Here is a 14,543-nt window from a genome sequence, read left to right on the forward strand (position 1 = left end):
TTTTTAGAAAAGAGATACTAGATTTTAGATATGAGAAACCCGTTCAGTGAAAGTTGAACGGGTTTTTTTATTATATTGCATTATGAAAAAGTTATTGTACTTTATAATTTTCTTTTACGGTCAAATCGTATTTTCTCAATGTGATGACAAACTAATGAGCGGAACTTTCGAAAATATTAAATATATTTTAAATTGTCCAACCTATACGTTTAACAAACAATCAAATGACTTTAAAAATATAGACGATACTTTAAAAAAACGAAATATAAAATTGGTAAAAGATGACTACCAAATAATTGACTCTTTAGTTAGATATACAATATTAAAAGATGCAAGCCCTTATTTTAAAGAGAAACTTGTATTTAGTAGTTTTGAAAAAACATACAATGATAGCATTGGAAATTTTAAAAATATCAGTCCAAAAGTAGATTTGAATATATGCAAAGCAAAATATTCAATCTATTACTATTTTGAACCTATTGAAAATGTAAAATATTGTATAGGATACGCTTTTGATAAAGATTTAAGATGGTTAAATGAAAACAGAAGATCCATCATAATAGCATATGAAAATTATGATGATTTAAAAATCAGTGTTGAATATCCTAGTTATCAACAAGTAAGTCCTTTTGAGAAAACAACAATATGTGAATTAAAAAAATTAGGTAAAAAGTATTTAAATAAAGAAATTGAAAACTTAGAATTGATTTTTTTAAAAGATAGGTTTTATTGGAGTATGAATGAGAAAGAGCATTTTTACAGAGGTAAAAATTCAATTAAAAATGTATTAATAAATCCTTTCAATTTAAAGGAATATCGAGTGGTTGATGTAAAAATATATGTAGATTTTTAGAGAAATTTCTAATCCGTAAAACACGGAAATGTTCCGTTGTAGTTTTTAGAAAAGAGATACTAGATTTTAGATATGAGAAACCCGTTCAGTGAAAGTTGAACGGGTTTCTTTGTATTTTGCAATAAAAATGAAGGTTTAACTAACAATATTATTTTTTCTATTAATTATTTCGAATGTAAATTCGCAAGAGAGAGATTGCAGAGTAGATTATTTAGTTATAGATTGTAATGAAGAATCCGTTCCTTGGAATTTTATAGCTTACAAATGAGAGAAAATCAATTATAAAGTAGCTTATAGATCTCCAGTTTTTACAAGAGCTATAAACGGAGAATGTAAATTTATGGAAAAATTATTATGCCAATAAATCGGTCAGAATTTAAGAAAAAGGACATCAAAAGAATCCTATAGATTATCAATAAAAAACTAAACTTCGAATATTTTACTGCTTATTCTACATGTGAAGCCGATAGAATATCAATGTCTTCATATCATCATAAATTGAAAACTAAGTTTTTAAACATTCATCAAATAGGTTTTTATAAAAAGGAAAAATCATGCATCAACTAACCATAGGGCACTTTTTACAAATTTACAAAACTAGACAAGAAATGCAAGATCTTGGCATAACAAGCCCTCCTGAAGAAATAAAAATTTTTACTAAGAACTTAGTAGAAACTCTTTTAAAATATCCTCAGGATGAAAAGATTTCATTTCTTGACATGAAACTTATAGATTCTAAAAACAAATTAATTGTCGATTTTAAAACCAAAACATTTTTATAATACAAAAAAGAACTTATTTACCAATAAGTTCCTGTCAAAAAAGTTAATCGGATAAATGCAATTGAAGAATCGGGTTTTAAATCAATACTTTCTTCAAAAGATTTGACTTCATCATCATCAACAAAAACGACAAATAAACCATCTTCAAAAGCTAATAAAGCATTTGCAATCGCTTGGTCAACTTGAGCTAGTTCGGTATTATTCAAATCGCCAAAACCAATTTTTCCAGTTTCGGATTGTTCTTGAATTTCTTTTGGTGAAAGAAACGACATTAACCTAATTCCCTCACGTTTTTCATTATAACGTTTGACTTCACTTTTAACGCATTCTTCAATAAGTTCTTTTAAAGTTTGTGGTTGTTTTTCGATTTCAAAATCCAACAAATGAATTTTCTTTTTACCTAATCGTTTCAATTGTAAAGTTATAATCGACATAAATTTCAATCGTTTAAAACAGGATTAAACCGTTTAGTGAAACCGTTTAATCCTATTTATTTTTATTATTTATTAATCTGAGCTAAAATCGTTGGGTCTTTGATTTTATCATCTTGAGCCAAGAATCGCATTTTAGTAATAATTTCTGCTGACTTTGGGTCGTCGTCAACAAAAGGTAAAAATACGCGTCCTCGATGTTGGCTGTGAACCGGAATAATCGATAATTGTAAGCCGTTTTTACTCACCAAACCGCTTCCTAGATGAATCGAATATTCACCTAATTTTCCTTTGATTAAAATATGACGTTCTTTAACCTCAACATTGTCTAACTTAAACAATCGTGCAGATTCTCGCGCCAAAACGCCTCGCATTTGCATAGAACTGTGACTTGCTTCTGGGTCAACTCCACCAACATGAGCAACACTTACAACCAAATCAACATCGCGCATGACTTCACTAAAAATGACCGAATTAATCTCTGTTAGCGGAACTACTTTATTGTCGTTTAATGAATGAAAACAAACATATTCTAAAGTTGGCGCTTCAACATCCGAAGGTGAGAACCAATCCGCCATGGCATAAAGTGTAACCCAAATTCCTTCTTTATGAAACACTTTTTGAAGTCCGTCTTCATAATTTACAGTCCAACCACGACCACGCAACAAAGCAACGGTTTTATTCGTTTGAATTTGATGTCCTTGATAACGTTCCGAACGATTGCTGTGTTCGATTTCATCTTTTGTAGGAACGTACAATTCTCTAAATACTTGTTTGAAAGGCTGAATGATTTCATTTTCGAACAGATATTTCTGATACAAATCCCATTGTACAGCCTGATACAGATGTGCAGGATGCGCAATAACAAATGTATCTGTTTCTTTAGTTTTTATTGATTTACCATCTAAATTGACGATTTGGTCATCTTTCCAAAAACCAGAATCGTTAGTTTTTAAATTAATCAAAACCAATTTTCCTAACATCGCTCTTACAATCGGATGTTCCATAATCTTTTGCAATTCGGCTACCGTAAACGAATCGCGACGAATCATTGCATTTTCTAAAGATTGCTTAGTTCTTGAAAATTGTTTGTTTAAATACGTTTTTCCTTCTTTAAGTTCATCTAAACGTTTGTCTTTTTTAAATTTTGTAGGAATTGATTTTTGTTCTTTTCCATCTTTTGTTATAAATAAATCGGCTTTTCCTTCGTCATCAATTTTGATTTCAATGGTTGTAGTTTCATCCAATTGAAGCAAAGAATTCGACATGATTTTTTGAGTCGCTTTTCCTTCCATCGCCCAACTAAAACGAATACTGTCATCAAAACCAGCATTTCGAGCCAAATTATCTAAACCAATTTCAACTGCATTTTTCTCGCTTTCACGACGTTGCGCACCAAATTGTTTACTTTCTTTTAAAAACGTTTGTAAAAGATTGTATCGTTTTAATAAATCTGCTTCAGGATTTGCTTTACTAATCGGAATTAATCCTAAAGCCATAACGTAATCTTTATCTCGCTTTTCAGTGATTTTAGCAATGGTTTCAGTAATTTTAATTTCGCCCAACATCACAGATGAATATATTTTTACACGACGATAACCCATTCCGTCAGATAAATATTTGGCGGCTTCGTGTACCAATTTCCAATTGGTTTTTCCTAAGTTGCTATAAACTTTATGAAACCATTCAATATCAATTGCTCCTTGTTGAAAATCGTTTTTAGGCACATTAGAATATCGTGAAATAATGGTTTCTTTTTCGGCATTCATGTAATCTGTTGTGTGCGCCAAAAACCACCAGACGGCTTCTTTAAGACTTTTAATTTTTAAATAATCGCCAATCCAATCAGCCCATTGCGTTGCATAACAAGCTGTTTCGACCAAACGTTTTTTATCGAATTTATTTTGTGCTAATTCAGTAGAAAACTCTTTATACATTTCTAAATCAGAAGCTTCGCATAATTTTAAAATCTTACTAAAAGTATGCTTTTTAGAAACGTTGGTTCCGTAAGAATATCCGCGGTCAAAATTATCTTTTCCCATGCGTTGAAGTACCTCAAAGAAATATTGCATGCCTTCAATTTTGTTCAAACTGTTGATGTAGATTGAAGCTTCTGTAGGTAATTCGCCACGTTCAAGTTCTACTTGAAGCAAATTCTTTTTTAAAGTTTCATTCAATTTAGGAATTTCGAAATTCTCAAATCTTTTGGTATAATAATTTTGTCCGCCGTCAAGCAGATAAAAGAAATCTTTATTCAAAAGAGAAATAAACAACATATCATCTTTGCCGATTTTTCCATCGTTAAACAATTTTAAAGTTAAGGACGGAAACGGAATTTCTAAATCGTTTCTTTTTTCAGGATTTAAAACTTTTGATAAATACGGAATCACATCTTGGATTTTTTCAACGTTTTCTGGTTGCGCAATTTCTTGTGCCAAAAGATACATTTGTAAATTCCAAAAACGCAACATTTGTTCTGCATCAAAAAATGGAGTTTCGTTTTCGTTGATGTAATAAGTAAAACTTGGAATTACAGAAGTCCAATGTGTTTTTGAATAATAACTTCCATCGTTATATTTAATTGTTTTACATTCTTCAGGAAAATGAAAAATAGAATCTTCTAAAACATCTAATTTATATGATAAAAGCATTTTTTTATCGGCATAAACATCTAATATATGTTCCAAGATTGTAACGATTTTACTTGTACGACTGTTCCAATAGTAATTACCTTTATCAAAATTAATGTTCTCGAATTTTGGTAAATAATTTTGTTTAAATTCAAATAACTTTGGATTTTTTATTCGTTCATCATAATGCGCTCTACAGAAATGAGTAACTGTAAATAATTCAAAATCATTAAGTTTCGATTTATTATACCATTCTTTCCAAAGTTCTGCCAATGGAAGGTTATTCAATTTATCTTCAGCAGAAAAATCTTCTGTAACTTTCTTTAAACGATTTAATCTATTCTTCAGAATTGTAGTTTCAATTTCACCTTGCCAACCTTCTGATTGATATTCGTAATCTTTATTTTTCTCGAAAATATCAATCAATCTATTTACTTCTTTTACGGTTTTATCCGAGTTAATTAAATCTTTAAATAAAAAACCAGAAGTAGGTATCAATCCCAAGAATTTCTTAGGTCTTTTAAATCTTTCTTGTGGTAAAACTAATGGCGATAAATGTTCGTAATTGATAGCTCCGAAACCATTTATATAATTAAATTCTGTAGTGACTTTTGTAAGTTTATCGATAAAAACTTGTTCGTTTTTAGAAAGCTTTCTTATTTTATAAATGGCAACCTGGTCCGCAACAAAACTTTGAACACGTTCGGTTTCATCTAAAATAGTTAGCATTTCTAAACCTGCTAAACGTTGGTCAAGATTAGAAGAAGTAACTAATTTTTGCGTACTTTTTTGAACACGAGTATCAGGTTGTGAAATCAAAATTTCAATACTCGCTTTACGTAAATCTTTACCTTTACGGCTCAATAAATTTTCTAATATTTCGATGTCTTCATCAAACAATTCCATCTTTTTAAACAAAGTAACACCAGTTGCAGATACAGAAGCATTTCTGTCTGAAATAGCTTGACGTGCCATATTTCGTTTCCAAGAATTTTCTTCAAGTTCAACTTTAGCCGTTTTATCTTTATTTGAATTACCATAGTACCAACTATATGTATAATGATTTGGGAAAATTTTGCGCATGAATTTTTCGCGAACATCAGATGAAATTTTACTCAAATCCTGAGAAAGTTCAATTAATTGTTTTTCGTTGGCGTAATCTAAAATTTTCTCGTAAAAAAAGCTTGGTTTAACCGTGTATTTCACCCAAGAAAAACCGCGATCTTCAAAAGTTTTTCCGTCGTTAGGAAGCGAGTTTGCACAAGATTTCATTTTTTCAAATAATGAATCTGAAAGTTCAAAATCAGGGAAATTTCGTAACATCCAATAATCGATTTCAATATCTTCACCTAAATGTTTTTCGGCAAATTCTACAATTTCTGTTCGTGTTCTTCTTGTTTCTGACACAAAAAACATACAAACTAATCGTTTAATTTTATCAGTTTTTTCGTCAAAAAATAAATCAAAGGCCAACTTGTTTGCCTCGTCAACATGGTAAATTCCTTTTGACCAAAGTGCGATATAAACTTCTAAATTATCTTTACTTTTTAAAGCATTTTCAATTTGCGTTTGGTCGTTTAAATACAAATCCGCCAATTCTAAAATCCGCTTAACCGTTGCTGTTTTCGGTGCTTCCCATCCAAAACCAAACCAAGTATCAATCGCACGAACCACACTGCTAAAACGTGCTAAATTATTATCTAAAATAATTTTAATGAAACGTTTAAGCGCAACAACCGAAGTAAAATCTAATGTTTCAAGAATTGTTTGTCTTAAACCTTCTTGTAATTGTGCGGCAATTAATAATTTTTCGACCAAAAGATGATTCACTGGATTTTCTGAAATCAATAATCCTTTGATAATTTCTCTAGAAACACCACCAATTTCATCTTCACCTAAAATGATTTCTTCTAATAAAGGATAAAATTCATCTTGATGTTTTTCTAAAACAGCCGCCAAAAACAAACCGAATTCTTGATACGGATAATAACTTGAATATTGAATTTGTTCATTGATGCTTAATTTTGCAATTCCTGAATTTCCGAAACTATAAAACTCTGACAACTCTTGAAGTTTTATTGAAATATGTGCATCTGAAACTGGCAAACGGAAAGGTCTTTTGTAATATCCAGATTGAAAAGGAAGCTGGTTTAAAGAATTCCAAATATCAGAAATGTAGGGTGCTCGAATTTCTCCGAAAAGTAACAAAGCTAATTTCTGACCTTCATTAGTTTCCCACGGATTTATGTTTGAATCTTCGCCGAATTGTTCTTTGAAAAGTTCAACTGAAGATTGTTTTTCTGATTTGCGCTTGTTGATAATAATCAGACCTAAATTTTTATAAGGCTCAGTATAATTTTCTAAATCTGATTTACTGACATTAATTTTTGATTGCTTTGACAAAAAGGAATCTACTTGTTCTCTTGGAATCATTTTATAAAAGTTTTTAGTTGGTTGACAATACTAATTTTGAATACTAAAATACGAATCGATTTTAACAAATACTATTAATTTTTTATCGATTATTTAATTAGAAAATAGAATCATCAATCAACTTAGACAATTCAATAATTCTCTGAATATAATGTCTTATTTTTGCAACTAATTAAAAAAACAAAAATGAAATGTCCATGCTGTTCAGGAAACAATTATGAAGATTGTTGCAAACCTTATCACACAAAAGAAAAAAATGCACCAACAGCTGAAGCTTTAATGCGTTCAAGATATAGTGCGTTTGCAATTCCGAATGGAGAATACTTAATAAATACTACACTTCCTGCAAAACGAAAATTTCATAATAAGGCAGATTTACAAGAATGGGGAGAAATAAATCAATGGCAAAAATTAGAGATTGTTGCAACACCTTCTTTGAATAGAGTAGCATTTAAAGCATTCTATATCGATGAAGATGGAAACGAACAAGTACAACAAGAGCTTTCTGTTTTTCAGAAAATGGGAGATAAATGGTTTTATGTTTCAGGAGAGTTTGAGGAGTAAAACGAATTTATTTCACTCATTATTCTTATTTTGTTTAGCCTTTTGACGTAAAACATACAAATAGAGAAGCTCTACTTTTTCTCTAGCCCACGGCGTTTTTCGAAGAAATTTCAATGAAGAATTTATAGTTGGATCATGCGTAAAGCATCGAATTCGAATTTGATTACCTAAACCTTCGAAACCCTTATAATATTCAACCAATTCTTCTAAAATATCGATTAATTTTTTTCCGTGTAATGGATCTTTTGATATTTCCATGATTCGTGCGTATTTTACACAAAGATAGCTTTAAATAAATCATTAACTAAAATATATAATTACAGATGATTTATCTATAAAGTAAACAAAAATCTATGTAATTTTACACTTTTAAGAACAAAAACAATTTTATTAAAACAAAAAACTAATTTTAACATAACAAAAAGTATTAATTTTCAATTTAATGTCAAAATATTTTGTATTTCTAAACAACTTCTATTTATTATTACCCATAATAACTTTTGTTGGAATAATTGTTGGTTTGTATTATTTTAAAAAATTAAATTCAGGTTTTAAGACACTAACCTTTTTATTGATGTATTCGCTTCTTAGCGAGATTTTAAGCTATGCTTCAGCAAAAATTTTCGGTAGCAATTTAATTTTTCTAAATACTTATGCGATTGCTGAATTGATTTTGATTTATATTTTTTTGAAAACTTACAAAAATCCATATAGTAAATATTTTGATTTTATATTTTCGCTTTTAATTTTATTTAATATTTATGAAATTATAAACATTGATTATACAAATTTTGATATGTTTCAAGCCTATTCTAGGTCGATAAATTCTATTTTTTTATTAGTAACATCGCTTGTTATTATAGTAGAAAAATTAAAACAAGATCAATTTGAACCATCAAACAAAATATTGTACGCCCTACTCTCTTATTTAGTTATCAACTCGTTGTTGTTTTTACCTTTAAATATTTTAATAAATTACAAAGATATACGAGTATATGTCGTTTGGATTGTAAATGTTTTAAATATTAGTGTATTTTTTAGTATTATAATTTATCAAATATGGAAATTTGGAAGACTCCAGAAAGTGTAATTACTTGGCTTTTTATCATTTTAATTATCTTTTTAGTTTTATTGTTTTTTATTATTACCTTAATAAAAGTTAGTTATAAAAAAGCTGTGGAGAAAAAACAAGCTCTTTTTGACGAAAAAATAAAAAATGAACAAAATTTAAAAAACGCAATTATCGAAATTCAGGACCAAGAACGAAAAGAAATCGCCTCTGAATTACATGATCAAATTAGTAATAAATTAAATCTTGTTGTTCTGAATTTAAACAATTTGACTGACAACGAAAGTAATTCAATCAAACAAATTAAAGATGATATTAGAAAAATCATTGATAAAAACAGAGACATTTCTCACTATTTATTTCCTGTTGAAATTGAAAATATTGGAATTATTTTCACACTACAAGATCTTTCTCTAAAATATAGAACAAGTAATTTCAAAATTGATTTACTGAATCGCACTGAAATTAAATTCAAAGATAAACTAACAGAAATTCAACTTTATAGAGTAATCCAAGAATCTTTAACAAATACACTTAAATACAGTAAAGCAACTATTTTTAATATTCATTTCAGAACATTTAAAAATCGAATTTTTGTAGTTGTCAGTGACAACGGTATTGGATTTAATATAAACGAAATACAAAAAGGAATAGGATTAACAGGTATCGAAACACGATTAAGCAGCATCGATGCAACATACAAATTAAAATCAAGTTTAAACAAAGGAACGCAACTAATCATAGTTCTATGAAAAAAAACATAAATGTAGCCTTATTAGATGACGACTGTCTTTTTGTGGAAGGCTTAGCTTCTTTGATTGGGAATAATCCTAATTTTAAAGTTGTATTTAAAGCGAGTAATCCGATTGATTTTATAGAATATTTAAAAACTACTCAAGAATTACCTGACGTAGCTCTAGTTGATTTAAACATGAAACCTTTAACAGGTTTAGAAGTTTTAGATATTATAAATCAAAATGAAATTGATTTACGTGTTATTGTACTTTCGTCATTATTCAACTCATCCATGTATGGCTATATGATTCGATATAGCATTTCTGCGTTTCTTCCTAAATACACAGATAAAAAGGAATTATTTGAGGCGATTGAACAGGTTTATCATCATAAAGTTTTTATGAATGAAGAAAACCAGCTTTTGATTAAAGAATATTATAACAGTAAATCAAAAAGTCAAAATCCTTGGAGCAACATTTCACTTTCTGAACGAGAAAACGAAGTTTTGACTTGTATCTGTAAAGAAATGTCAACAAGAGAGATTGCAGAAAACTTATTTATTACAGTAAAAACCGTTGAATCACATCGTTCTAAAATAATGGAAAAAATCGGTTGCAAAAATGTTATTGGCATGGTTGTTTTTGCAATTTTAAATGGTCTTTTTGTTTTAACAAATAATAACAAATAACAAAAATCAGGGTAAACCCTTAGAAAAAATAAAATCTCGCGTTCTATATTTGTCATACCAAAAAATACAGAATTAAAAATACCAAAAAACACTTATGACGTTAATAAGGCATATTTCCAATGCGATATGCCTTTTAATTATTTTTTTGTTATTAAATAGTTCACGTGTATTAAACCACTTATTGATAATTTAAATTGTTTGTTGTTGTTTCAAATTAATTTAGATTAAAATTGAAAAATAAATTATCAACTAAGTTTCACTGTCGATTTAATAAAAAATTATTAAAAAAAAAATCAGGATGTAATTATCCTGATTTTTTTTTTAATAATTTTTTATTTTTCTTAGTGGCTATGCGTTCCGTCAATTCCGTGAGCATGACCGTGATCTAATTCTTCTTCAGTTGCTGGACGAGTTGCGATTACTTCGACATCAAAGTTTAAAGTTTTACCAGCCATTGGATGATTTAAATCTGCAACAACAGCTTGATCATTAACTTCAACTACGATAGCACGAAATTCGTTTCCTGCATTATCTGACAAAGGCAACATAGCACCAACTGGTGGCATTCCTGATTCAACAAACATCTCTAAAGGCAATTGTGCAATTGCATTAGGATCAATTTCACCGTAAGCTTCTTCAGGAGCAATCACAAATGATTTTTTATCTCCAACAGCTAAACCAGCTAATTCTTGTTCAAATTTAGGAATCATCATTCCAACTCCATGTAAATAAGTTAATGGATTTTCTGAAGTAGTTTCTTCTACAAAAACTTTTTCACCATTCGCTTCAACGGTATGCAATTTATAATTAACTGTAACTGCGTGATTGTCTGCTATTGTCATATTATTTCCTTTTTGGATTTTTCCAATTTATTAATGAATAAAATTCAATGACATTCAAATTTTATGTCATTTAAATACTTAATAACAACAATCGTTCCGTTGCTTTAATATGTGTCAGAAATGAGAAAAATATGACTTTATGACACTTGGAAATTTATTCACATTTCAAGACATCAAAATAAACTTCAAAATGACGCATTCCACGCATATCAATTTCAACCCATCTATAACTCTTAACTTGATAAGCGTTACCTCCTGAAACTTTAACAGATTCATCAATAAATTTAGCTAATTTTTTTAAATCTTTTTGTTTTGTAAAAGCACAAGGTTTAAAGTATAATTCTTTTGGATTGACTATTGAACAATTTTCAGAATCACGTTTTAAAGTAGCTTTTGTATTTTCTGGAAGTTCTCTAAAAAATCTTTCTTCAGGTATTGTATAAGCAGCAGCACAAGAATTTAGAAATACAGACAATAATGCAATTATTAAGATTTTCTTCATTAAATCAAAATTTAAGAATAATATGAAAACTAAAAATTTAATTTAGAAATTCGGTTCAAAAGGTGGAACAGGTCTTGAAATATCATATAATCCAGCAGGATTCCCAACAATTAAATCAATTTGATTATCTGATAACAAACCAAAATTAAAAGTATTTCCATGACCATTTGCATAATCTTCTGTAGGTATTTCAAAATATTTTACTATTTTATTTGTAGCAGCATGGTCTAAAAACCACTTCGATTTTTCTGACGACCAAGTTTCAATACGTGTAAATCCAACTTCGCATTCTATTGCGTTTGAAGTATCTGGTCTTTTTTTCTTTTCATAAAAGCTTTTGAATGCGTTATAACCAGCAGTAGTAAATGCTTTAAATTCAGATTCAAAAATTTGTGTTTCTTCTGTCCAATCTGTGTACTCGATATTTTCATTCACTAAAAAGCCCATCAATTTTGAATCTTTGATTCCTAAAAACAAATTTATATTGTCGTTTGGAAATGATGTAAATGATTTACTTACTAAATCGCAATAATCTGCATTTTCAAAGTAAGCTTTAAAATCAGACTCTGAACAGTTTTTAATAAGTTCTTGATAATCTGCAATACAAGATTGAATTTCATGTAATTTCATTGGTTTGTTTTTTTAGTTATTATTAAAAATTTAATGGAGTGAAGATAATCTAATTTTAAAAAAAACAAGAAAATTTAACATTTACAGATAAATCGCGACTAAACAAACTAAAAATTAGAAAATTTTAAACTATTAATTCAAAAACAAAAAACGCAGAACATATTTTTAATCAAAAAAACTACTCCATTTCACCACAGATTGGTGTTTCGAAATTTTTCTTAAAATCACTTTGAGTAATTTTTTTACCTAATAAAAACATGAGTTTCGTAATCGCAGCTTCAGTAGTTATGTCTTTTCCAGAAATTACACCAATTTCTTTTAACGCAGTACTGGTTTCATATTGTCCCATATTCACACTTCCACCAGAACATTGAGTTACGTTTACAACATGAAGACCGTTTGAGATAGCTTCTTGTAATAAACTAATAAACCACCATTCGGTTGGCGCATTTCCGGAACCATAAGTTTCTAAAACAATTCCTTGTAAGCTTTCAATTTTTAAAATTGCCTCCAAAACATGTTTTGAGATTCCAGGAAAAAGTTTCAAAATCATAACATTTGCGAACATATTCTTTTGAACCACTAAATTTTTCTTACCGTAGAATTCATCCAACAATCGCTCATTCACTTTTAAGTGAACACCAGATTCTGCTAAATGAGGCAAATTAGGAGAAGTAAAAGCACTAAAATGTTCAGCACTTATCTTAGTTGTTCTATTACCGCGATATAATTTATATTCAAAATACAAACAAACTTCTTTAATTACTTGCTGATTATCTTCCCATAACGATGCAACCTGAATGGCAGTAATTAAATTTTCTTTTGCATCTGTACGTAAATCGCCAATTGGTAACTGAGACCCTGTAAAGATGACAGGTTTTTGTAAATTTTCCAGCATAAAACTCAAAGCAGAAGCTGAATACGACATCGTATCAGATCCATGAAGAACAACAAAACCATCAAATGAATTGTAATTAGATTCAATAACTTCTGCAATTGTAACCCAATGATTGGGATTCATGTCTGATGAATCAATTGGATTATCAAATGAGAACGTATCGATTGTACAATCTAACAAATGCAACTCGGGAATACGTTCTAACAATTGATCGAAATTAAATGCTTTTAAAGCACCTGTTTCAAAATCTTTAATCATACCGATGGTTCCACCGGTATAAATAAGTAAAATTGCAGGTTTATGATTCATTTGCATATTTCATTTTGTTCACAACCGGATTTGAATACATGGCTAAGAAACCTTGTAATAAAGGTTCATTTTCTTTATCAACACGTAAACCTAATCGCTTTAAGAAAACTTGTTTTTCGTTTTCTGTATATTTATCTGAAAATTTATCTGTTTTATAAACTATATCGTAAGCAATATAATTAGTTGGCCACAATTTGTAATTAGTAATAATTTCTTTATCTAACAAATTGGCTAATGCCTGAACTTGCTTATTAGAACTATCAAATTGTTGTTTAATTAAATCTATTTCAGAATCAATAACATCTCCAATATGAATATGAATGTGTTTTTTTTGTCCTAAAAGCCCACTCATTATATTAACAAAATCTTCATTTTTACCTTTAATGTAAACTTCGTCTTTAAGTTGTGCTAAAAGTTGTGGTATTTTTAATTTATCCGTTGGGTCGTATTCATAAGAAATAGAAACAGGAACTATTTTAAGTTTTTTAAAATAATCCATCACATCTTTTTCATCAGATGCCATTCCAATCATTTTTAAAACCCCTGGATTTGTCGCATCGTTTCCATCTTTGGTTCTTCCTTCGCGTTGTGCAATCCAAACCGAACGTTTTTCTTCTGTCAACAAATGATAAATAAATTCTGACATTAATTTAGAACTCATCAAAAGTTCGCGTGGAGAAAGTCCTCTTCTAACTAAAAAGTTTCTGTTCAATTTAGCTAATGCTAATATAAACGATTTTGTAACAAGATTATCTCCTACCGCTGAGGCCGTCAATTTTTTTCCATAATCCATCAACAACACATTCAGCAAACTAGTATCTAATAAGATATCTCTATGATTTGAAATGAATAAATAAGCGCCATCAGCATCTAATTTTTCAATACCAGAAGTAGTAATTCCTTCAGAAGAAATAGCTAATACGCGTTGTAAAGAATGATAAATGAATTTACTTTGGAAATCGTCAATACTATTTATTGAAGCAAAAACTTCTTTTAATTCAGCTTCAGATTTTTCAGGAAACGTAAAAGCAATCAAAGATTTAAACATCGGATGGTTTAAAATCGAAGACAATGCTTCCTTAACTTCTGAATCGTAATAATGACGAATTGAATCAAATTTTGACATTCTCTTTATATATTATATTTTAAAGTTCACAAAAGAACAATTTATTATTGA

13 protein-coding genes are annotated in these 14,543 nt (G+C 29.1%); 5 read left to right on the forward strand and 8 right to left on the reverse strand.

The window, feature by feature from the left end; genetic code table 11:
- The first annotated feature begins 82 nt into the window (after nt 1-82).
- Nucleotides 83-853 (forward strand): hypothetical protein, encoded by a 771-nt coding sequence (locus HW119_RS04330; protein WP_218620388.1) that lies wholly within the window; start codon nt 83-85, stop codon nt 851-853.
- A 554-nt stretch (nt 854-1,407) separates the two neighbouring features.
- Complete coding sequence (locus tag HW119_RS04335) at nt 1,408-1,635, forward strand: hypothetical protein (protein ID WP_177761505.1); 228 nt, start codon at nt 1,408-1,410, stop codon at nt 1,633-1,635.
- Nucleotides 1,636-1,652: 17 nt separating this feature from the next.
- On the opposite strand, the gene HW119_RS04340 is transcribed toward HW119_RS04335, so the two are convergent.
- Together HW119_RS04340 and HW119_RS04345 are read right to left on the reverse strand one after the other, a co-directional pair.
- Nucleotides 1,653-2,069: a hypothetical protein gene (locus HW119_RS04340; protein WP_255497995.1), complete on the reverse strand. Its 417-nt coding sequence runs from the start codon at nt 2,067-2,069 to the stop codon at nt 1,653-1,655.
- A gap of 65 nt (nt 2,070-2,134) precedes the next feature.
- A complete protein-coding gene (locus tag HW119_RS04345) occupies nt 2,135-7,129 on the reverse strand; it encodes a DUF4132 domain-containing protein (RefSeq protein ID WP_177761507.1) in 4,995 nt (1,664 codons plus the stop codon).
- Nucleotides 7,130-7,315: 186 nt separating this feature from the next.
- On the opposite strand from HW119_RS04345, the gene HW119_RS04350 reads away from it, so the two are divergent.
- Complete coding sequence (locus HW119_RS04350) at nt 7,316-7,693, forward strand: YchJ family protein (RefSeq protein ID WP_177761509.1); 378 nt, start codon at nt 7,316-7,318, stop codon at nt 7,691-7,693.
- 12 nt (nt 7,694-7,705) lie between these two features.
- Here HW119_RS04350 and HW119_RS04355 read toward each other — a convergent pair whose 3' ends face one another.
- The gene (locus HW119_RS04355; RefSeq protein WP_177761511.1) at nt 7,706-7,951 is read right to left on the reverse strand and encodes a VF530 family DNA-binding protein; all 246 of its coding nucleotides are present in this window, start codon (nt 7,949-7,951) and stop codon (nt 7,706-7,708) included.
- 801 nt (nt 7,952-8,752) lie between these two features.
- Here HW119_RS04355 and HW119_RS04360 point away from each other — a divergent pair.
- Both HW119_RS04360 and HW119_RS04365 read left to right on the forward strand, forming a co-directional pair.
- Nucleotides 8,753-9,514, forward strand: coding sequence for a sensor histidine kinase (locus HW119_RS04360; protein WP_177761513.1), 762 nt, complete (start codon nt 8,753-8,755; stop codon nt 9,512-9,514).
- Complete coding sequence (locus tag HW119_RS04365; protein WP_177761515.1) at nt 9,511-10,185, forward strand: response regulator transcription factor; 675 nt, start codon at nt 9,511-9,513, stop codon at nt 10,183-10,185. Before HW119_RS04360 ends, HW119_RS04365 begins: the two co-directional genes overlap by 4 nt.
- Before the next feature lie 341 nt (nt 10,186-10,526).
- Here HW119_RS04365 and HW119_RS04370 read toward each other — a convergent pair whose 3' ends face one another.
- The 5 genes from HW119_RS04370 to HW119_RS04390 form a co-directional block, all read right to left on the reverse strand.
- Complete coding sequence (locus tag HW119_RS04370) at nt 10,527-11,027, reverse strand: peptidylprolyl isomerase (protein WP_177761517.1); 501 nt, start codon at nt 11,025-11,027, stop codon at nt 10,527-10,529.
- Nucleotides 11,028-11,181: 154 nt separating this feature from the next.
- A complete protein-coding gene (locus HW119_RS04375; RefSeq protein ID WP_177761519.1) occupies nt 11,182-11,529 on the reverse strand; it encodes a hypothetical protein in 348 nt (115 codons plus the stop codon).
- Nucleotides 11,530-11,571: 42 nt separating this feature from the next.
- Nucleotides 11,572-12,159 (reverse strand): hypothetical protein, encoded by a 588-nt coding sequence (locus HW119_RS04380; RefSeq protein WP_177761521.1) that lies wholly within the window; start codon nt 12,157-12,159, stop codon nt 11,572-11,574.
- 178 nt (nt 12,160-12,337) lie between these two features.
- Nucleotides 12,338-13,366 carry an asparaginase gene (locus tag HW119_RS04385; protein WP_177761523.1) on the reverse strand — a complete coding sequence of 343 codons (1,029 nt, stop codon included), beginning with the start codon at nt 13,364-13,366 and terminating at the stop codon, nt 12,338-12,340.
- On the reverse strand, nt 13,356-14,492 hold the full coding sequence (locus HW119_RS04390) for a 1-acyl-sn-glycerol-3-phosphate acyltransferase (RefSeq protein ID WP_177761525.1): 1,137 nt from the start codon (nt 14,490-14,492) through the stop codon (nt 13,356-13,358). Before HW119_RS04390 ends, HW119_RS04385 begins: the two co-directional genes overlap by 11 nt.
- Nucleotides 14,493-14,543: the final 51 nt, after the last annotated feature.

The sequence above is a fragment of the Flavobacterium sp. I3-2 genome (genome assembly GCF_013389595.1).
GTDB lineage: Bacteria > Bacteroidota > Bacteroidia > Flavobacteriales > Flavobacteriaceae > Flavobacterium.

Excerpts from the sequence above, each read along its gene's own strand:
- HW119_RS04335 (WP_177761505.1), top strand. The coding sequence starts at position 1,408 with ATGCATCAACTAACCATAGGGCACTTTTTACAAATTTACAAAACTAGA.
- HW119_RS04365 (WP_177761515.1), top strand. The coding sequence starts at position 9,511 with ATGAAAAAAAACATAAATGTAGCCTTATTAGATGACGACTGTCTTTTT.
- HW119_RS04355 (WP_177761511.1), bottom strand. The coding sequence starts at position 7,951 with ATGGAAATATCAAAAGATCCATTACACGGAAAAAAATTAATCGATATT.
- HW119_RS04330 (WP_218620388.1), top strand. The coding sequence starts at position 83 with ATGAAAAAGTTATTGTACTTTATAATTTTCTTTTACGGTCAAATCGTA.
- HW119_RS04390 (WP_177761525.1), bottom strand. The coding sequence starts at position 14,492 with ATGTCAAAATTTGATTCAATTCGTCATTATTACGATTCAGAAGTTAAG.
- HW119_RS04385 (WP_177761523.1), bottom strand. The coding sequence starts at position 13,366 with ATGAATCATAAACCTGCAATTTTACTTATTTATACCGGTGGAACCATC.
- HW119_RS04370 (WP_177761517.1), bottom strand. The coding sequence starts at position 11,027 with ATGACAATAGCAGACAATCACGCAGTTACAGTTAATTATAAATTGCAT.
- HW119_RS04340 (WP_255497995.1), bottom strand. The coding sequence starts at position 2,069 with ATGTCGATTATAACTTTACAATTGAAACGATTAGGTAAAAAGAAAATT.
- HW119_RS04375 (WP_177761519.1), bottom strand. The coding sequence starts at position 11,529 with ATGAAGAAAATCTTAATAATTGCATTATTGTCTGTATTTCTAAATTCT.
- HW119_RS04380 (WP_177761521.1), bottom strand. The coding sequence starts at position 12,159 with ATGAAATTACATGAAATTCAATCTTGTATTGCAGATTATCAAGAACTT.
- HW119_RS04345 (WP_177761507.1), bottom strand. The coding sequence starts at position 7,129 with ATGATTCCAAGAGAACAAGTAGATTCCTTTTTGTCAAAGCAATCAAAA.
- HW119_RS04350 (WP_177761509.1), top strand. The coding sequence starts at position 7,316 with ATGAAATGTCCATGCTGTTCAGGAAACAATTATGAAGATTGTTGCAAA.
- HW119_RS04360 (WP_177761513.1), top strand. The coding sequence starts at position 8,753 with ATGGAAATTTGGAAGACTCCAGAAAGTGTAATTACTTGGCTTTTTATC.